At 50.8% G+C, this 20,966-nt stretch carries 15 protein-coding genes and 1 pseudogene; 3 read left to right on the forward strand and 13 right to left on the reverse strand.

All coding sequences use genetic code 11. The features are described from left to right. The 3 genes and pseudogenes from ENN66_10215 to ENN66_10225 form a co-directional block, all read right to left on the reverse strand. Positions 1-121: pseudogene (locus ENN66_10215) on the reverse strand (IS256 family transposase). 38 nt (positions 122-159) lie between these two features. Beyond that, a complete protein-coding gene (locus ENN66_10220) occupies positions 160-681 on the reverse strand; it encodes a hypothetical protein (GenBank protein HDS16955.1) in 522 nt (173 codons plus the stop codon). Between the two features lie 181 nt (positions 682-862). Continuing rightward, the gene (locus tag ENN66_10225) at positions 863-2,863 is read right to left on the reverse strand and encodes a polysaccharide biosynthesis protein (protein HDS16956.1); all 2,001 of its coding nucleotides are present in this window, start codon (positions 2,861-2,863) and stop codon (positions 863-865) included. 740 nt (positions 2,864-3,603) lie between these two features. Between ENN66_10225 and ENN66_10230 the strand changes: the two genes are divergently transcribed. The 3 genes from ENN66_10230 to ENN66_10240 all read left to right on the forward strand — a co-directional run bounded on the left by ENN66_10230 (position 3,604) and on the right by ENN66_10240 (position 6,662). Continuing rightward, positions 3,604-4,683: a glycosyltransferase family 4 protein gene (locus tag ENN66_10230; GenBank protein HDS16957.1), complete on the forward strand. Its 1,080-nt coding sequence runs from the start codon at positions 3,604-3,606 to the stop codon at positions 4,681-4,683. Positions 4,684-4,811: 128 nt separating this feature from the next. Beyond that, positions 4,812-5,909, forward strand: coding sequence for a glycosyltransferase family 1 protein (locus tag ENN66_10235; GenBank protein HDS16958.1), 1,098 nt, complete (start codon positions 4,812-4,814; stop codon positions 5,907-5,909). Positions 5,910-5,975: 66 nt separating this feature from the next. Continuing rightward, positions 5,976-6,662 (forward strand): RluA family pseudouridine synthase, encoded by a 687-nt coding sequence (locus tag ENN66_10240; protein ID HDS16959.1) that lies wholly within the window; start codon positions 5,976-5,978, stop codon positions 6,660-6,662. Positions 6,663-6,820: 158 nt separating this feature from the next. Here the strand turns inward: ENN66_10240 and ENN66_10245 are convergent, their stop codons facing one another. The 10 genes from ENN66_10245 to ENN66_10290 form a co-directional block, all read right to left on the reverse strand. Then, a complete protein-coding gene (locus ENN66_10245) occupies positions 6,821-7,807 on the reverse strand; it encodes a sulfotransferase (GenBank protein HDS16960.1) in 987 nt (328 codons plus the stop codon). Between the two features lie 325 nt (positions 7,808-8,132). Next, positions 8,133-8,873 (reverse strand): hypothetical protein, encoded by a 741-nt coding sequence (locus tag ENN66_10250; GenBank protein HDS16961.1) that lies wholly within the window; start codon positions 8,871-8,873, stop codon positions 8,133-8,135. Between the two features lie 201 nt (positions 8,874-9,074). After that, the gene (locus ENN66_10255) at positions 9,075-9,890 is read right to left on the reverse strand and encodes a hypothetical protein (GenBank protein ID HDS16962.1); all 816 of its coding nucleotides are present in this window, start codon (positions 9,888-9,890) and stop codon (positions 9,075-9,077) included. Between the two features lie 138 nt (positions 9,891-10,028). Beyond that, positions 10,029-11,030 carry a glycosyltransferase family 2 protein gene (locus ENN66_10260; GenBank protein ID HDS16963.1) on the reverse strand — a complete coding sequence of 334 codons (1,002 nt, stop codon included), beginning with the start codon at positions 11,028-11,030 and terminating at the stop codon, positions 10,029-10,031. A gap of 366 nt (positions 11,031-11,396) precedes the next feature. Further along, on the reverse strand, positions 11,397-13,568 hold the full coding sequence (locus ENN66_10265) for a hypothetical protein (GenBank protein ID HDS16964.1): 2,172 nt from the start codon (positions 13,566-13,568) through the stop codon (positions 11,397-11,399). 9 nt (positions 13,569-13,577) lie between these two features. Continuing rightward, positions 13,578-15,701, reverse strand: a complete 2,124-nt coding sequence (locus ENN66_10270) for a glycosyltransferase (protein HDS16965.1) — start codon at positions 15,699-15,701, stop codon at positions 13,578-13,580. A 991-nt stretch (positions 15,702-16,692) separates the two neighbouring features. Further along, the gene (locus ENN66_10275) at positions 16,693-17,964 is read right to left on the reverse strand and encodes a class I SAM-dependent methyltransferase (protein ID HDS16966.1); all 1,272 of its coding nucleotides are present in this window, start codon (positions 17,962-17,964) and stop codon (positions 16,693-16,695) included. Beyond that, the gene (locus ENN66_10280) at positions 17,964-19,181 is read right to left on the reverse strand and encodes an ABC transporter ATP-binding protein (protein HDS16967.1); all 1,218 of its coding nucleotides are present in this window, start codon (positions 19,179-19,181) and stop codon (positions 17,964-17,966) included. Before ENN66_10280 ends, ENN66_10275 begins: the two co-directional genes overlap by 1 nt. Further along, positions 19,181-19,972 carry an ABC transporter permease gene (locus ENN66_10285; GenBank protein HDS16968.1) on the reverse strand — a complete coding sequence of 264 codons (792 nt, stop codon included), beginning with the start codon at positions 19,970-19,972 and terminating at the stop codon, positions 19,181-19,183. The genes ENN66_10280 and ENN66_10285 overlap by 1 nt, the downstream gene beginning before the upstream one ends. Positions 19,973-20,084: 112 nt before the next feature. Continuing rightward, positions 20,085-20,966, reverse strand: an 882-nt coding sequence (locus ENN66_10290; protein HDS16969.1) for a GDP-mannose 4,6-dehydratase, incomplete at its 5' end; no start/stop codon positions are given.

The raw sequence follows: 20,966 nt of genomic DNA on the forward strand, positions 1-20,966 counted from the left end.
GCCAGGACTGGCCGATGGAGGGATGAGATTGATCCCACTTTGTCTCGAATGCCGCCAGGTTCATTTCAGCCTGCTCGGCCGTTGTCGCCTGATAAATGGTTTTCAGATCGGCGGCCACCTCTTAATGGGTGGGGTCACGGTGTACCCCTGAATAGCCATTTACACAATCTTTTTTACACCCTCTCGAAATTCTCTGTGAATTAAAAAAAACACTTTGTCGCAACACCTTTTTTTTATCTCCTCGATCTCTTCCAAACGTTTATTCTCCAGAGCGACCAGCTGGTTTTGAAGATCATCGAGCTCCTTGGCCAGCCGCTCTTTGCCAAGCTGCAACTCCAGAATACTCTGGTCCAGGGACCGGCGTTCCTGGGGGAGCTCGAAAAGCAGGCTGTTTTGATAATCTCGAAGACGCAGACGAGCCTGCTCCAGCTGATTGTCGATCATCAACAGAACCAGGGCCTTGCTTTCACTGCCGACGCCGCCGGCGGCCTGTTGCCGACTGCTCTCGGCCTGGGCCAGGTACGCCCCTTCCGAGGCGATCATCTCCTTGACGTGGGTTTCTTTCTCGGCGAGCTTGAGCTGTCTTTCCTGCAAGGCTTCAAGCTGAAGCTGTTGATGTTTTAAACGGTCCTTGATTTTATCGATCTTTTCGACCACGACAAAACGCCTGGTCGCCTGCACCGCTTCATTACCGTGAACCTTGAGGCGGGACTGCAGCTCGCGCCGCCCAGCACCGCCACCAGAAAAAACATCAAGCCGGTTCGGCGGCGTTTCCAGATGACCCGGGCCAGATCGACCAGATCGATTTCATCGTCGTTGCAGGGATAACCGGGGTACGATTCAAGCTTGGAGGAAGTATCATTCATAATTTTTCAGATTTATCCACTAATTGCCGGTCGGTTGCCTGAAAATCGTCGATTATTGCCGGTTGATATTCAGGAATAATTTCTTTGAGTAAACCGCGAATCCCGGCGGCATCAAAATCCTTGGCGCATTTTTTCAACCGGGTCAGAGCCTGGTTGAGCTCGGCATAGACTGGTCCCTGGCCCTTCAATTCCATAATTTTATCATGCCGGGTAGAAATAATACCCTCGCCTTCACTGATCAGCTCCTCGTAAAGCTTTTCCCCGGGACGCAAGCCGATATATTTAATCGGAATCTCGGTATCCGGTTCACGTCCGGCCAGGCGAATGAGATCTCGCGCCATTTTATCGATTTTAACAGGCAGGCCCATCTTCAGAATAAAAATCTCACCGCCCCGGCCCATGGCGCCGGCCTGCAGGATAAGCCTGGCGGCCTCTTCAATCGACATAAAATAGCGGGTGATCTCCGGGTCGGTAACCGTCACCGGGCCGCCGGCCTCGATCTGGCGTTTGAACAAGGGAATCACCGAGCCGGAAGAACCCAGCACGTTGCCGAAGCGGACCGCCTGAAAAATCGTGTTGTGGGAAATCGCGCCGGTAACCTTGCCGGCATACTGCAGGGTGCCGTCCCAGTTTTCCCTGGTGCAGGCAAGCATGAGCAGCTCGGTCAGACGCTTGGAAGCCCCCATGACATTGGTCGGGCGTACGGCTTTGTCGGTCGAAACCAGCACGAAACGCTCGACCCGGTGTACGATCGCCGCTTCAATCAGGCAGGCGCTGCCTTTGATATTATTGAAAACCGCTTCCCAGGGATTGATTTCCACCAGAGGAACATGCTTGTAGGCCGCCGCGTGAAAGATGATGGTAGGTCGGCAAGCGCCGAGAATGCTGTCGAGCAGTTTAAAATTCTGAATCTTGCCGAGAAAAGGGCGGCAATGGGTAAAATTGTATTCGTGTTCCAGTTCCATCTGAATATTATAAAGATTTTCTTCTCCCGCATCCAGCAGCAGCAGGCGCGCGGGCCGATAGCGCACGATCTGGCGACAGAGTTCCGAACCGATCGAGCCGCCGGCCCCAGTCACGAGAATTATCTTGCCGGTAAGAAATTCTCCGATTTCAGACTCGTCGAGACAAACCTCGGCCCGACCGAGCAGATCCTTGTAGGAGATATCGCGCATGGCTTTGATCGATACCCGGCCGTCGATCAACTCACCCAGGCCGGGCAGCACCTTGTACTCGATCTGAGCGCCCTGACAAAGCTCGTTGAGACGTTTCATCTGCTCGCCGGACAACGCCGAGATGGCGATCAGAATCTCTTCCACCCGGTTTCGGGCGCAATGCTCGCACAGGTCGCGGGTTAGCCCCAAAACCGGAATGTTATGGATTTTCAACCCGATTTTTCTGGGATTGTCATCAACCAGCCCGACGATCACGTACGGGAGGGTCGGGCTGTTTCCGACCTCGCGAATAATCTGCTCGGCGGCGTCGCCGGCCCCGATCAGGAGCAGGCGTTTTTTATCCTTGCCGCGAGCGTTGGTTAAAAAGGGGCGCGAACCCGACATCTTCTGGTAAAAATAGCGGATGCCGACCCGATGCCCGCAGATCAGCAGAAAGGATAAAATCGCATCGAGAAGAAAAATCGACCGGGAAAAGTTATGAAAACGATTGATCAGAAGAATCGACGCCACCAGAACAAGATAAGAAATAAAAACCGCCCTGGTGATATTGAGCAGATCGTTCAGGCTGGTATAGCGCCACATGCCCCGATAAAGGCCGCAAACATAAAAAACCGGCAGCTTAACCAGGATAACCAACGGCAGGGCCATCGTAAACTGCAGGAAATACTGGGAATCGTGAAAGCCGCCCGAAAAACGGATCAGGTAGGCGAAGTAATGGGCGGCCAGCAGAAGCACGATATCAACCGCCAGGACAATCCAGAAATTTTTCTTCCGAACGAACGAGCCCAGATAGCCCAACTGACTGCGAAATGAATTCGGCATGAGATAAAAATTAATCTACGGCAACGGCTTAAGAAATAAAAAAAATTTGTAGCCCTTCAGCCAAGCCGGAAATATGGGGGAAGTTTCGCGAAAAATCTGGGGACACGATCATAGATCTCCTGTGGAAATCAGGTCATGTCCCCAGATTTTCCGACCCAGCTTTTCCTGCCCGGATTTCCTGTTTTTCACATCTCACTACAAACTGAACTCAACGGGGCTGAATCGTTACAGAAATGTTTTTTGCACTAATACTTATCTTCACTTTTGTCAATAACCCGTAAGGCCTCCGGCCGTCTCATAAATCAGCGAGCAAGGGTGGGTGGATATGTTATCGGTGCGGGCGCCGGTTTTGATTTTCTGAAGAGATCAAGCGAAGCTGCCCCGCGGTGCGCGCTTCTTGCCGCAGAGGCGGAGTTTATAAACGAAATATACAAGTTATAAAAGATATGTACTTCGGAAGGTTGCTGATGGGGAAATGGGCAATACGCCAAGGGGAAACCCCATATCGCGGGGCATGTCCGACAAACCACCGTAATCCGCTGCTTAACTTTTTCAACGGTGAGACGGCGGCAAGACCAGCCGGCCGGCGGCTTGACAGTTCCGCCTGGATATGATTATGTCCGAACCCGCTTTGAATCCGATTTTAAAACCTTGATTACCCGGAGCAACAACCAGTGAAGGTCGCGATAATCCATGAATGGCTGCTGGTCGAGGCCGGCGCCGAAAAGGTTTTGGAGGAAATGCTTGCGCTTTTTCCCGAAGCCGACCTCTTCTGCCTGGTTGATTTTCTGCCTCCCGGCAAACGCGGCTTCATCGGCGGAAAAACCAGCACCACCAGTTTCATCCAGAAACTCCCCTTGGCCCGGGGGAAATACCGTCTCTATCTGCCCTTGATGCCCCTGGCGATCGAACAATTCGACCTGAGCGCCTACGATCTGGTTATCTCCTGCAACCATGCGGTCGCCAAAGGCGTCATAACCGGCCCTGACCAATTGCATATTTCATACGTTTACAGTCCCATGCGTTACGCCTGGGACTTACAATTTCAATACCTGCGCCAGGCGGGCCTCGACAGCGGACTGAAAAGCTTGCCGGCACGCTGGCTGCTGCACAAAATGAGGCTCTGGGATTACAGAACCGCGACCGGGGTTGATCATTATCTGGCCATTTCTGATTTTATTGCTCGGCGCATAAAAAAAATCTACGGCCGCAGCAGCACCATCATCCATCCTCCGGTGGCAGCCGACTATTTCACCCCCGGAACGGAAAAAAAAGAAGATTTCTACCTGACCGTCTCGCGCCTGGTGCCTTACAAGCATATCGATGTCCTGATCAAAGCCTTCGCCATTAGTCCGAAGCGCAAGCTGCTGATCATCGGCGGCGGCCCCGAGGAAAAAAAACTGCGCGCGCTCGCCCCTAACAATGTCAGCTTGCTCGGTTTTCAGGAAACCGACAAGGTTCGGAATTTCATGCGCCGGGCAAGGGCTTTTCTTTTTGCCGCGGAGGAGGACTTCGGCATCGTCCCCCTGGAGGCCCAGGCTTGCGGGACGCCGGTTATCGCCTATGGCCGGGGCGGCGTCCGGGAAACCATTGTCCCCCCGGAAAATCCTTTCGGCAAACCCGCCACCGGCCTTTTTTTCAACGCCCAGCAGCCGCAAAGTCTGTTGCACGCAATCGAGCGTTTCGAAAACCAGGAAAAAAATTTCCCGGCCACGGCCTGCCGGGAAAACGCCCAGCGCTTCGACACCGATATCTTCCGGCGGAGGTTTTACGAATTCGTCATCGAAAAATATGACGAATTCGTAAGGGAAAAGTTCTGAAAACCCAGATCCGAAACCTGATATCTGACAGTAAACAACAGGTCGAAAAACATGGGGATTTTCATGATGCGCTACCCAACCGCCAGAATGTTTTGCCGCGGATTTCAGATTGACGGCGCCTTCGGATAATGATGCCTCTATTTGTAAACGCACGCTTTCTGACTCAACAGGTAACCGGCACGCAGCGCTTTGCCGTCAATATCGCGCGCGAGCTGAAGCGACTGCGGCCCGAAACCATCTTCCTCGCCCCGCCGGCGATCATGAACCAACATGCGGCTTCCGAACTGGGCGTCGAAATCATCGGCGCGAGAAGCTATCGGCTCTACCAAAAGTTGAATTTACCCGCCAATCTGCTCTGGGAACAGATCGACCTGCCCCTCCACCTTGCACGTCGCGGCCGGCCGCGCCTGCTTAATCTGGTCAATACCGCCCCTTATTTTTACCAAAACAACCTTGTCACCATCCATGATCTGGCCTTCAGACTCTTCCCTGAATTTTTTTCACGACAATTCGCGGCTCTTTATAATCTTCTTTTACCGCGTCTGGCCCGGCGCGCCCGACAGGTCATCACCGTCAGCCGCCATTCTAAACAGGATATCCACTCCTATTTCAAGATTCCTCCGGACAAGATTACCGTCGTTTACAATGCCGTGGACCCAGGGCAGAAAGCTCGGGACAATGACTCAAGTCCCTATCCATGGCCTTACATCCTCGCGGCGGGAGCCAAGGATCCGCGCAAAAACATGGCCCGCCTAATCGCCGCTTTTCTTGAATTGTCGGATTCGGATTTACGCCTTGTCATCGTCGGCAACGGCGATCACCGGGTTTTCAGCGGAAGCCCCCCCCATGCCGAAAACAAACTTACCGACCGGAATCAGGATAAGGTTATCTTCACCGGCTACATTGAAGATCGGCAGTTGACCTCTCTTTACAGTCATGCCGTATGTTTCTGCTATCCTTCGCTTTACGAGGGCTTCGGTCTTCCCCCCTTGGAAGCGCAGGCCCAGGGCTGCCCGGTCATCGTTTCCAATCGCGCTTCCCTGCCTGAGGTTTTCGGCGACAGCGCGCTGTACTGCGACCCGGAAAAGATCTCCGACATCAACGAGAAGCTACGGATTATAATTATGGATGAAGAATTAAGAAGCCGGCTCAAACAAAAAGGGCTGGGAAATTGCGGCCGCTTCAGCTGGAGAGAAAGCGCGGAGAGGATCCTGGCGATTGAATAAGTTTCCGGAACAATCGAAAACACCACCTCAAGCAAATCACATTAACTATAAATTGCCGTCCTATCGATGAGATTATCAATTGTTCACGAAACCGATGCTTACCTGATTGTCGATAAACCATCGGGACTGATCACGGAGATGAATCCCTTTGAAGATTCACTCGAAAATCAGGTCAAAGAATATCTCTCTCGGCAAAAAAGAAAGGTTTTTATCGGGGTGGTTCATCGCCTGGACAAGGTCACGAGCGGAATTGTTTTGTTTTGTAAAAAGAAAAGCGCTGTAAAGCATTTCAGTGCCCTGTTCGAAAACAGGGCGATCCAAAAAACATATCTTGCGGTAGTTTCAGGGAGACTGAGTTTTCCGAGCAGAAGCCTGGCGAATTATCTGGAAAAGGATCTGAAAAACAAGAAGGCTCTTGTCAGCGACACCAAAGGGGAAAACTCTAAGTCATGCGTGTTGTTTTACCGGACTATCGAAGCAAGCAACGAGAGAAGTCTGCTCCTGGTGGAACCCAAAACAGGTCGTTATCATCAGATCAGGGCTCAGCTGGCGTATAGTGGTCACCCCATCATCGGTGATAAACTCTACAACAGCCCTGAGCGCTACCTGCCCGGCGAGATCTGCCTGCATGCCTACAAGCTGCAGTTCAGAGACTTCGGCCGCGATACAATCCTGGAAATTAAAACAAAATATCCTGATAAGGTTGTATGGGACAACTATGCGAGGCGTTTTACCTGCGGCCAAAAGGTATAAATCTTAAGTGTATCTTGACAACAACTCCCTTTGTGGGCCAAAAAAGTCGCTCTAATGCCCCATTATTGAACTAAAAATTATCGCCGATTTTTCCTCCCCAAAAACACTATTCCGCTTAGAAAAAACGAATTGGAAGCCTGACATCTCTCAAACTACCGTCAATAGTTTACCGCTCTGAAAAAATTTCCCAGCAAACCCAGCTTCCATTTACGCAGTACAAGTCTATAGAGATACCTTGGCCGGTACCAGGTATAATGAAAAAGCTGTTTCAACAACCCCTTGAATCTTTCGCTCCGCAATACAGCTATTTTACCAGCGGAAATCGTCGTAGCCTTACTGGTGACCGGCTGGTACCCCAAATTCAACATCTGCTTGCGGGTGATGGACTCCACAATCTCTATATCTTCAGCAGACAGCCGCTCTTGCCAAGAATCAATGAACTCCGTTGATAGTTTTCGGTTCAAATTGGCATGTATCTTTTTGTAGAATTTAGAATACTCCTCGACTCCGGCGAAACCAGCTGAAATCGACTCCTGGTAATCGGGAAGCTTTAGAAAATCCAATATGCTCTTAATGGTAGACTCACTGTTTTTAACCAGATCTTCATAGTGCACCCGAAAAACCTTATCCGGATATTTTTCCTCAAAATCCAGTCCATGCTGGACATCAGTATTCCATCTCAGCGCGCCAAAATAAGCATTGCTACGGTGAACATTGGACCGGATCAATGACTCCACCACGGCCCTGGGATCGCGAATAAGATGAATAAAACGAGCTTCCGGAAAATTACTCGCCAGCAAATCAAGTTCCCGAACAAAACGCGGGGTTTTTTGCCCCCAAATTTTTTTCCCTTTAATATCAGCGTATTTCAGATGGCATAAATCGATCACCTCAACGAGGTTTCGACATTTCTCAAAATCATTTTCATCCAGTTCTATCCCCCATTCGCGAATTTCCGGTTCCTTAATCAAAAGACATATCAATTCACGCAGTTTTTTCTTGCGGCAAGCCTTCAGATAATCCGTGATGAACAATGATTCCGTCGGGATAGCGATATCCCGATGATTATTCAGTATAGCCCTTAAAAGTGAAGTTCCACTTCTTCCGCAACCCACAATAAAAAAAGGCTGATTTAGTTTTTCCATCGACTCACCAAACCACAGATTTACAATATTGTTTGCAATAAATAAACAAGCTTCGCAACGATTCAGCGCGATTGATTCAGCTTGTCTAGTGACGTAAAAAGCAGGAGAGCTGGGGACGCGATCCGGATTTCCTGCAGAAGTCAGGTCATGTCCTTAGTTTTCCTGCCCAGTTTTTCCGGATGAGCTGAAAGCGTCTCAGACCGCTATCGCGGCCATCCATGTAAAAATAACCAGCTTCAGAGTTGATTTAGCAAATTTCTTCGGCATTAGAGCTGGAAAATCCCAACTGGCAATCCAGCAGAACCTTCCTTAGAATCTACCTTAGCTATTGTTTTGCGATAGTTTTTTCCAGTTCGGCAATCCGCTGGTTTAGCCGTTCGATGTATATATGCGCCTTTTCCAGCTCTTCCAAAATTCCTCGAAGGTGGGCGCCTGTTTCAATCACTTCCCTTCCGTCGGCATCCTTTACAGCCGCCGGTACGGACTTAAGATGTTTATGCTCCCACATATAGCGGGCATGTTCTTCAATTGATTCAAGCACATAATCCTGGTCGAAAACATAATCCGCATGAACCTGAAAACCTCTTTGATAAATCGCACCATTTACATCCAGTTTACCCTGAGGAGAAGTTGTCCCGATACCGACCCGGCCCTGATTGTCGATAAACACTCTGACCGCCAAACCGTTTCCTGAAGTTTCCGTTCCATTATCTCTAATAAAAAAATTGCCGTTGTTTACCCCGGCTGCATCAACCCCAATGACAAAGGTTTTGTAAACACTGCTTCCCGAAGGATCAGTTCTTACCAGCATAAAACTGGCCGAATTTTCCGGTCTATCGATTCTGGCTACCGCATTGCTTCCTTTAAGATGAAATCGCCGTTCCGGGGTATCAGTACCGACACCGATCGATGAACTGGAATAAATTGTTCCCGTGTCATCGACCTTGAAACTGGTCTGGTCCAATCCGTCTTTAACCACCAGGCGATCTTCAGCAAGCCCGTTAACCACTAAGCACAACACCATCAGTCCTATTAATGCCATTGAGATAAAAAATCTTTTCGTCATACGCCTTCTCCATCAGATTTTAATATTTGAACCTCAAAAAACAGTCCCCTGAATCATAGTGCTTTGCTTGCAAAGAGTAAACGATCACCAGGACAGGGAAAAAGTTATCACAATAAACAACACTGCCCGATCCGCTGAAAAACCGCCGTTTCCAGTCAGTAATGGGCCTGAATATAGTATAGATGAAAAGCTGTTGTTTCTCTAGCCGCTATCTCCGGACTTAAGCAGCAAGGTTGCTATCATAAAATAAAATAGATTACCAAATACCGTCACCACTCTCCCCAGCACCACCGCCAGCAGCAACTCGGCCGGAGCAATTTGTCCGGCAAGCAAAAACAGCAACACCAGTTCCCTGACCCCAACTCCGGCCGGGGCTCCGGGCGTGAGCAAACCCGCCAACCAGGCCAGCACATACGCGCCACCCAATCCAGGGAAGCAAGACCATGACACAGAGCTGGATGCAACCAGTGACATTACCCAAACGAATACCCAGCCGGAGAAGCCAAGAAAGACTATTTGCAAAAGGAAAGCCCTGGCAATCAGGGGAGAGAACAGACGCCGGGAAACCGTAAACAAGGTCCCAACTATCAATAAAAACAAAATAAGCGCCGACCAGGATGAAAAGGTCGGCCACCTTAACGGCACAACAAGAAAGCCGAAAATAACGCCGCAGACCACTTTCAGCCCTAGTTCCCACATCATGGAGTTGATAAAAGGCCGCGCCGGCAAACCGGCCGCCATCCCCATGGCCTGTCGGCCCGCCAGATGAAAAATATTACCGGGAATGTACTTGCCGAGTCCGGCAATTCCATACACTCTCAGAGCCCATCTCCAATCCGTCTTGACTCCCAAAAAAGACAGCAGATGCCACCATGAGCTGGCGTTAATGATGTCAATCAAACCAGATGCCGCAGCCAACATACATAAAAAAAGACACTTTGAAAAACTGAATACGGAGATGTCGATTTGCCCGGCATAGCCATATAGGCGCATGGCGACAAAAGTCACGCCGGTCACACAAAACAATCCGCCAAGGATATGGAACCAGCGCCTCATTTGAAACTCGCAGAGACCACCACCATCATCTCCCGGCGTAAAAACTTTGTTGAAATTACAGCCACATAGCCCCCTTCCGCTTTTGCGCCTTCGAAATAATCATTCCCGCGCTTCAGAAATGTCATCAGATACAGCTTCACCGACCCGGCGATCTTTTTTCAGATCCACATCGTCTCGGAACTTCAATCGACACCTCACATCCTCCAGCAACTTTCGATTCGCCGCCAGCAAATCCGCAATGAAGGCAACCAGCACCGCCTGAAACCCCATGGTCAGCAGGACACCCGCCAGAATCAACGATTGAACATGACCGCCACCCGCGCCTTGCAGGTAATACCACAGATACCGCAGCCCGATCAGAAAGCCGGTCCCGAACAAGACCAAGCCGATTGAAGCGAAAAACCGAAAGGGACGATAAATGACAAAAATGCGGACGATGGTAACCATGCTGCGTTTGATATATGACGGAAGACTTTTCACCAGACGTGACGGACGCAAATTTTCGTTCACCCGGACCGGTACCGAGATAATGGCCATGTTTTTTTGCCCGGCCTGAATGATGGTCTCCAGGGTATAGGTATGATCATTGAAAACCACTAACCACCGGGCGGCGGCACGACTCATGGCCCGAAAGCCGCTGGGAGCATCGGGGATATCGGTTCTACTGGCCACCCGCACCACCCAGCTGCCCAGCCTTTGCAGAATCTTCTTGATCGGAGAAAAATGCGCGATGGTTTCAATCGGCCGCGCGCCGACCACGATATCGGCGCGGCTCGCAAGAATCGGTTCCGTCAAAGACGGAATATCTCCGGCATGATATTGATTGTCGGCATCAGTATTGACAATGACGTCGGCGCCAAGCCGCAGGCAGGTGTCCAATCCGGTCATGAAAGCACGGGCCAGACCCTGGTTTCGCATATGCCTGACAACATGATCGACACCGTTTGCCCGGGCAACATCCACGGTGTCGTCGGTGCTGCCGTCATCTATGATCAGCCATTCAACCTTGTTGAAACCTGGGACATCGCGGGGCAGGGCTCGCAGAGTGACCACGAGGGCCTCGGCTTCGTTCAAGCAGGGGATCTGAATGATCAGTTTCACAGTTAAAAAATTCCTTTTTTTTGTGATTTTCAGCAGGAATTGGGGTCCCGCTCTAGTCTATCGAGAAAGGTACAGATGAAACTGAACGCCAATCCCATTTCGCCCCGTCAAACAATGCAAGAGGGAAAGTTCAAAATTCTGTATCTCCTTTAAACTCAGGATGATCATCCCGCCTTATTAAGAGGTTGGGACCAGACTCTGCGGTTAAACTGAACCATTGACTTGTTTCCTCGAAACCAGCTAATGGTTCTTCCGCCCAAGCCTTCACTGTTATGAAATCCCAGGCAAGGATTTTGCGAGCAATATGGGTAACCGCTATCATGTAAATGCTTTCAGTCCCTGGGGGAAAGGGGGATCACCCTTTTTTTATCTGATACTCAAGGCAACGGATGCAACCGAACGCCAATCCCACCCCTCTTCATCGAAAACGGCGATACTCAGCTGATAATTTCCCGCAGGCCAACTACCGCCGAAACGAACGTACGATTTTACTCTCACCCGCCCCTTTGCAGAAAGTAAACGCCCGTCCAAAGATTCCCGCCATTCGCTTACCCATTCACCCTCGGCATTTCTGATAAAAAAACCAAGCTGTTGCGTTTCCTTTCCGGTCAGGCCGGCGCGTGCGACTTCCACTTCGATAGAAGGCAGCAGATAACGGGCCCAAGCCAAATAATATAATTTAGCTGCATGCGCGCAAGCCCTTTGCGCCGCGCCCCGGATGGTGATCACGGTGGGGGCAACCCAGAAGCTTGCAGGAGGAAGGTCCCTGGCATGAAGAACCGGCTCCTCCGCTTTAGAAGACAACATGACCGCCCGGCGCAGACCTTCATCGGCAAGACACAGGTTCGCCCGGCTGAATTCAGCCCGACCTAGTTGAGCAACCGTATTTGGTGCATTACAGGCTTCACCGGACAGTTCTAGAAAGGCATCGATGTCATCTGTTTTCTCGTTGCCAAACACCACTTTTGCTTCCGGCAAGACAAACTGCAGGGCCTCACCATGAAACATGGTATTACCCACGACCTGAATCCGTTTGCCGGCAAAAAGCTCGCCATATTCCTCGGCAACCTTAACGTAATTCCCCCAATCACGATCACCTTCCTTGTGCTGAAGCGCATAGTTTCGCAGAGTTCCGGAGACAAACAACGCCAGCAAAACCAGCATAAAAAGACGTCGCGAGAGAGTCAGTCCCCCTAAAAGTAACATCCCGCAAACGGCCGAACCCAGCAGGATTATCCGCGGTTCGATCTTCCATGCCCCGCGAATATACACAGACCAACTGGAAATGGAAAAAAATGACGTCCACCACTTGAAGATTTCGGGGGGAAACAGATTGACACCCAGCATGAAAACAACCATCAGCAAGATTGCGGCGAAAAACCGGATCATGCGGATAACGTATTGCTCTCGCGTGATATTTGCAAAAGAAAGCAGGGCGGCGATAAGCAACGCCGGCGCCATCACCTCGTTATATCGACCATAAAAAAAATGGTCCGCCCGGGTGGTTTGGACCAGCTGGAGAACGCTTGCCGCGAACATCAACAAGCAGGAAAACCCGACAAAAGCGGCCGCTATCAGTTGTTTCCTGACCGCTTCAGCATTCGCGGCATCAGCGCCGCCTCCGCGCCGTAAGACCGTATAAATCGCCGCGATACCGACAAAAACCAATCCGAATGATGCCGTGGCAAAATAGGCCAGCTGCCCCCAGATTACCCGAGCGATGACAAGCACCTGATCAATATCCAGCATCCCGATTCTGGAAACGATAAAATCCCAAACTGAACCTGACCCCGAACGCACCTGTACATAAAAATTGCTCAGCAGCCAGGTTTTCACGAAAAACAGCGACCCAAAAACCAAGCTTCCAGACCATACCACAAGACCGACATCTCTGGTCTCGACCCACCGTTCATGCCATGCCAACCAACCGACCGGCACGGCCGCCAGACAAAATACCAGCCCTCTCGAATGAGCATAAGGAGCGAGCGCCAGGCCCAGACCCAGCAAAACAGGAATCAGATTTTGCCGTCGAGGTTGATCAATAAGCGCCGTAAGCGCGTAAACAATCAAGGTAAAACAAAACAACAGGATTGTCTCCCCCATTGCCAGCCCGACATAAAACTGTACTGCCGGATAGCTGAAGGCGACAAACACGGCGCTCAACCGGAACAGGCTTGAAGAGGGTGTAATCAATCGGACCGTGCGCAGAGCCATGACCGCACTGACTGCAACCAGCAGCCCATTTATCGACAACGATAGCCGATACAAAGTGATCGGATCCAATGACAACCAGTAAAGAGGAGCTATCAGAAATGAAATCGCGAAACCGTAATAAGGCATCCCAGCTGGAGCCGTCCAGTCGAGTCCGGCAAACACGGCCGCTGCCCCCAGGACCCCATATTCATCATCGTAAAGATATGGAACCGTGCGCTCAAAAACCAGAAACCAGGTCGCGGCAAGAAACCAGAGAAAGGTAAATCCGTCTTCGATACGGGCTTGCCGCAAAGAGAAGGCAACCGGCTTTTTTCTTTTTTTCAAAATAATAAACTATTTGCTCGGGGTGAGTTTTTCGGCTTGATCCCGTAAAACCGCTTTCATCCACTCGGGAATTTCAAGATCGTGCAAGGTGAACCCTCTGGCCAGATGCTCAAAAAAGCCTTCCGTATGCTCAAAATGTCGCTCGGCAAAAAAAAGTTCCTGATAGCGTTCAGGGTGTTTTTTAAAAAGCAGCGCATCTTTCTCAAAGAAACGGGCGCGAGCATCAATCGACTCGCGTTCATGATGACGGGATTGCGCCGGATGAAAGACTTTAACATCTTTGGCGTAGGGAACCCGGCCAAGCGCCTGCATGCGCCAGCCGAAATCGGTGTCTTCACGGAAATGCGGGCGATCGAACTGCAAATCAAAACCGCCCAAAGCCTGGAATATCGATGAACGCACCATGAGATTGGCGGTCATGAAGCCAAGCCCTTCGAAACCAATATTGGTCACCGGGCGCCATTCAGGATCATCAAAATGATCAGACGTAATCTGGCCTTCCAGCCCTATATTTTTCTGATCCTCAAAATATCTACGCGCGTTTAACAACCAAAAAGGCTCAGGCATGCAATCGTCGTCGGTAAAGGCGATAATTTCACCTTGTGCGAGCAAAGCCCCTGTATTACGCGCTCTAACCGCCCCTTTAACCGGGGAATGATAATACGTAAAGGGAAACCCATGTTCCCGGTTCCGACCATTCCATGATTCTGAACTCTGATCGATAATAATGACCTCGAAATCACGCTCGATCTGAGCTTTCAGACAATCAACAAGCCGGGAGAGCTGGTCATGCCGCTCATATGTGGGAATGATCACGGAAAATAACGGTTTTGCCTGGCCCGCCAGATCGCTTCTGGAACTGAGAAGCAAGCCTGTAATCTGAGAAATTCGCTCCCAGGAGTAATTCTCCTCGACACAGATTCGCGCCTCTTTACCCATCCGCAAGCGAAGATCCGGATCGCGCTTCATTTCCCGGATCATTTCGGCAAACGAGGCTACATCCTCATCCACCACCCGGAAGGCATCCCGGCCGCCTTGATTAATACCCCGGGCTCCGGTAGCGGTGGTCACAACCGGCAAGCCCGCCGCCATGAAATCAAAAATCTTGATATTCGTGCCGGAACCCGAAAACATCGGATTTACGGCAATGTCGCCGGCTCGCAGTAGTTTAAGCTTCTGTGCTTCGCTGACCGCACCTGTAATAACTACGTTTGGCTTGTTGTGAACGATCAACGAACCACCCACACCCCCGGCAATCACAAAAGTTACATCGGGCAGTGCTGTCGCAAGTTCATTCACTATAAACTCCGCCGCATCCTGGTTTGGACCATAGGAACTGCCGATAAAAATCCCGACAAACGACTCCGGCTTCCACTGCAGCTCCTTTTTCGCGTCGATTCGTTCATCCGGCGTGGGAGGATATGACGCAAACGCCATCACCCCGTTAGGCACGACCCTCATTTTGCCCATGTCAAACTCATAGATCCGATTGAATCGCTCAAGATCCTCCTGAGAGCAGGCCATGATCAAATCGGCCCTGCAGCCAAGCGCATATTCATCTGTTACAACCTGGCGCAAGAGACTCGCCTCAGGCGGATTCTCCTCGTTCAGCAACTGCGCCCGGAGATAGCCTTCAACATTGTGAGAATCATAGACGACAATCTGGCTGTGAGCAACATGATCCGCCACCAGAGGATAAACCCAGGGGTGCGAAAAAACAACCACTTCGGCGTCAAGAACGGCTCGCCGCACCTCCGCCAGATATTGCGGCGACAGATGCGCCAAGGTGCTGAAGGAAAGATCGATTACGGTTTTACCTTTTGCCTTGAGCTTCAGCCCCTCCGCCGCCGCATGATGAGCGTGGCTTAACGGAACGTCTATTTCTTCAAGCGTTTCACCTAAGCTGTGACAACGGAATTTTTCTCCCGGCCAATCGTAAGAACCGATATATCGACACTGAAGGTTCTTTCCCATGGAGTGATAGAGTCCCAACAGTCTTAATCGGCCACCCCCTACCGGAGGATCGATCGGCTGCATATCCAGCACCGCAACGCGGGTTGTCGGCCTGACACTAATCGTTTCCTTTTCGGTCGCGGCGTCGACCAGTCGCCTAGCCACATCGCGCCATGACATTCCGGCGATCAGCCGAGAGCCGGCCTGCCCCATGCGGGCCGCCTCCATTCTATGGTCAAACAACCATTCCAGCCCTTTTCTGATATTCTGAGGGGTGGGGGAGCAGACGATGCCGGTTTCTCCATGTTTGACAAAACGGGTGGGCTCACCTGAATCCGTGCTTGTTAAAACCGGTTTTCCGCTTGCGAAAGCCTCAAGTGTCACGTAGCCATAATCTTCCCTGAGAGGAACAAACGGCACTGCCAAAGCCTTTGCGTAAAGATCCACCAGCCGCTGATCATCTACCCGCCCTAAGAATTCTATTCTCGAATCCCCGGCTGCTAATTTCTTTAATTCGCTTTCCGCCTCCCCCGCGCCGGAGATAATCAAGCGAAATGGATATTCTGACTCCAGCACGGCCTTTATCAGTAAATCAACTCGTTTCCATGGGTGTAGGCGTCCGGGTATATAAAAATAATCTTCCGGATCCTCACTTCTAAATTCCTTGAAGACCAACGGCGGATGAATAACCTCGGTCCTGACGCCACGCCATTTATATAAACGCCTTGCCACCTCGTGCCCGATGGCGAATTTTCCTTTCACCATCGACAACGCCTCCTGGTCCAAGGCATGCAATCTCGCCCGTTGGGAATATAGATCACCTGATTTAAAGGCAAAGGTCTCATCAAACATATCGTCAAAGACGCGTACGGTATGAACCAGATACATCACATGCCGGGGATGGCGAACGGCAAAGGTCGGGGCCTTGGTCGAGATTACGATATCAAACCGGGAAAGATCAAGCTGCCGACAGTAGTCGTAGTTTTTTTCAATGGCGGCAAAATCAGGTTCATCCGCCGGAATGGAAATCAGCTCAGCCCGGCAGCCAATATCTCTCAAGCCCGCCAGTAATCCCTGATAAAAACGCTCCGCCCCTCCAGGGGAAACGGAGCTGTTCCCCGCGCCCAATACCGCAATCTTCACCCTTTTTTCTCCTTCCGGAAACCATACATCAATCTATTTTGTTCTTGCGCTGGTTTTCTTCAAGTTCCAGTCTGATCCGCCCGAGCAGCACATCCTCGGAAAGCTTTCCCGTAGTCATCACCCTGACCTCTCCGATATCGGCATCTCGCGCCATTTGTCGCAACCTTACTTCCAGGCCCGGACACTTACGCATATATTGCAGGAGCCGGTTCTTTATTTTCGGATGCAAACGCAACCAAACTGAGATTCGCTGCAGAACCTTTTGCATACCGACCTTTACCAGCCGAAAAATATTCTTAACTTCCCGGCCGATTTTTTTCAGCTCCTGCTTTATGAAGCGAAGAAACAATATAGACTTCCATGATTTGCTGCGATAAATCTCGTGAAGTTCTTGCTTCGACGCTTCCAGGAGTTTTTGCCTCTCAGCTAAAGCTGTCACTTGATCCTCAATCACCTTCTTCTGCTCCGCAAGCTCTTGTTCTTTTTTTTCAGCCGCTATCTTCAACGCGACATAATTATTTACCCACTCAACAGGAATATTTCGTCCAAATGCGTTTAACCTTTCATCAAAACGCTCGACAATGGTATCCAGTGATATACCGTACTCTTCGCCGAAAGCCTGATCGAAAAGTCCGAGGCTGTCGAAAGGCGCGTTTTTTTGGGCAATAACGGCATAATCGGGACTGACTCCGGCCAGGACATCAGCCAGCGCCGGAGATTCTTTATTGACCAGCTCCGACGCTTCCTGAAGTCGCAAAATTTTGCTGCGGGCAAAACCGTAATACTCCGGCAGAAATGAAAGCAGCTCGGGCGGAAGGGGATGATGGTGCGTCGGATCCAGGTAAAAATTACGGGTGGCGACGACCAAGTTTTCCGGGTTGGGGGTTTCCATGATCAGAAGACCGCCCGGTTTCAAGACACGCACGGCTTCTTCGACCATCTTTCTCAGCTGATCGAAAGTAAGATGTTCCGCCACATGAAAGGCCGAGATCAAGACCAGGCTTTCATCGGGAAGACCGGCAAGATAGCTTATCCCGTCACCCTGTCGTACGGACATGTTCAGTTCTTTGCAATCTTGCAGCATTTCGCCGTCCAGATCTATGCCGACGGGTAAAAATCCTACTTTCTGTAAGACCTCTAACCACTCTCCTCGCCCACAGCCCAGATCAACTGCCGAGGCCCCGGGATAGAGTTTTTCCAGAGGTGTGATAAAAGGTATGAATGCGTTTATGCGCGTGCGAATCAGATCACGTGAGCCCCTGAATTTTTCCTCAAAGGCTTTGTAAAAGGTATCGCTCATCAAAAATACTCCATGGTCGGGGGAAGCCAGGCGCTTCCGACAAAACTTTCCCGGTCAAAATTGATAACGTTGAAGGTGGCGGCCAGATCCTTCCATTCATAATTTTTGCCGAGATGGGTTTCGGCGGTATGCAGCGCAACGGCCACGGAATAATTCCCAGGACCCAGATTGGCCGTGAAACTGAAAATGAAGGTGATTACCGTCCCCGCCGCAACGTCGTTGAGCTTGCCTTTGAGGTGGCTGGAGTTGGTTCCGAAGATGGGTTGTCCCAATCTGTCCTTGATCATGTAGCCAAGTACGAGTTCCGGAAGCCCAGTCCGGGCCTCGACCTCGATTTTCAACCTGACCTGCTGCCCGACGTTGACGACCTCGATGGGCTCATTTTGTTGATTCAGAAGCCTGATATCTTTAATCACGGCTTCGCCGGAGCCGGAAATGGTCTGAATCCTGCCGTCCTCACGCTGAATTTGTCTGATCTCTTGTTCTTGATGCGCGGCCAGCATGGCGTTGTAATAGTCCATAACCGTTTCGGGGTCGCCTTCCTTTGCTATCCGCCCGGCGTTAAGCAGAATCGCCCGGTCACAAAGGGACTGAATGGCTCCTTTATCATGGGAAACCAGCAACAGGGTAGTGCCTTGCTCACGAAACCGGCGTATCCGATCAAAACTTTTATGCTGGAAATAGACGTCGCCGACCGAAAGGGCCTCATCGACGATCAAAACATCGGGACGTCGAGCGGTAGCGACACTGAAGGCCAGGCGCATCTGCATGCCACTGGAATAAACCCGCACCGGCTGATCGAGATAGTCACCGATCTCGGCGAAGGCCTCGATCTCCGGCTGCAAGGCCTGAATCTCTTCGGGCAAAAAGCCCATAAGCTGGGCCGCCATAAAAACATTCTGCCGACCGGTGAATTCCGGATGAAAGCCCATGCCCAGTTCCAGCATCGCCGAAACCCGCCCGCTGATAACCACCTCGCCCTCGGTCGGCTTCGTCGTACCGGTTATTAGTTTCAACAAGGTACTTTTACCGGCACCGTTGACCCCGATAATTCCGACCGCTTCCCCGGGCTCGACCGAAAAATTTATTCTTCGCAGTATCCAGTTCCGTCGATGGCGAACTGCAGCAAAAGGCGATAGCCACTCCTGCAGGCGGGACCAGCGCGTGGGATAACTTTTGTAGGCCTTGCCTAAATTTTTCACGCTGACCCGTCCCATCAGAGTTCATCCACCATATCCCCCGAACAACGTCGATACAGTCGCAGTCCGCAAAGGCAAAAAATTATGCCGAGAAGAGCGGGATAGATCAGACTGCCCCATTGCGGTGCCAGACCTTCAACAAAGATCCCCTGATAAGCGTTCATGATGGCGGCAAGCGGGTTTAAACACAACCAGGTTTTCAACCTTTCCGGCAGGATTGCCGGTGAGTAAACAATCGGCGTAAACCAGAACCAAAACTGCAAGACCACCCCATACAGTTGGCCGACGTCCCGAAAAAAAACGTTAAGCACTCCGAGAATCACGCCCAACCCGATCGCCATAAACAGCTGCAATCCCAGCACCGGAATTACGGCCAGAAAACTCCATCCCGGAAAGTTACCCGACAGCAGTAGAAATCCGACAAAAAGACTAAATCCGATGGCAAAATTTATCAACGCCGAGGCCAGAACTATGATCGGCAGGGTAATTCGAGGAAAGGAAAGTTTTTTAATCAGATTTGCGTTATCGATGAAAACGTTCTGAGCTCGAAGCGTTACCTCTGTGAACAACCCCCAGGCCAGAACCCCGGAGCAAAGGAAAATACTGTATGAAAAGGTCCCTCCGGCTCCGGGGAGCCGGGCCTGCATGACCTTGGAAAAAACCACAGTATAGACGATGATCATCGCCAGCGGATTGATAATATTCCATGCGGCGCCTAACATCGATTTCTGGTATTTGAGCTGAAACTCCCTTTTTACGCTTCCCTTAATGAAGCCGCGATAATCCCACAGTTCCTGCCAGATGTTCATCTTCCGTCCTTTGCGGATATTCAGGGGGAGACGATCCCGATTTCCAGGAATAATCTTTGACTCTCCTGATTTTCACGTCGCCATGCATGCAGGCATAAACTTCGCTGAATAGTTACTGCCTCGATTCATTAAGGGGAAACGAATGATTCAGTTCCGCCTCTATCATCAGGCGAACGACATCAGGCATGGAATATTCGGCTTTCCAGCCCAGCTGATGCGCCGCCTTCTCTGGATTTGCAATCGATGTTTTAATATCGGTCGGGCGCATAAAACTCCCGTCTATCTCAACATAGTCTTCCCAATTCAGGCCAAGACAGGAAAAGGCCTCTCTGACAAAATCCTTCAGGCTGTAAGTCCGCCCCGTTGCCACAATGAAATCTTCGGGGCTTTCCTGCTGCAGCATCAACCACATCGCTTCTATGTATTCCGGGGCCCAACCCCAATCACGATGAATCTCCAGGTTGCCGAGTATCAGTTTTTGCTGTTCCCCCTTTTTTATACGGCAGGCGCCTTTTATTATTTTCTGCGTGACAAAGCGTTCCGGTCTTAAATATGATTCGTGGTTAAACAGGATTCCCGTGCAAGCAAACATGCGGTATGCTTCCCGATAGTTCGCCACCTGCCACAAGGCTGCGGCCTTGGCCACCCCATAAGGGCTGCGGGGCCGAATAAGGGAATTTTCATCGACGCTGCCATTTTCCGTATTGCCATAGACCTCACTGGACCCCGCGTTATAAAATCTCAGTTCCGGCAGATCAAGAAAACGAATAGCCTCCAACAGATTCAAATTCGCGATACTGATGCTTTCAAAGGTTTCAACCGGCTGACCGAAGGACAAACCTACCGAACTCTGCCCGGCCAGGTTATATATTTCATCGGGTTTTTCATGACTGATAATTTGCAGCACACTTCTGAAATCGTGAATTGAAGCCGACCTGAGACACACGTCATTCTTGATGCCCAACCTCTCCAGATTAGTAAAGCTCGCCCCGAA

The organism is Pseudomonadota bacterium (assembly GCA_011049115.1).
GTDB lineage: Bacteria > Desulfobacterota > Anaeroferrophillalia > Anaeroferrophillales > Tharpellaceae > DSCM01.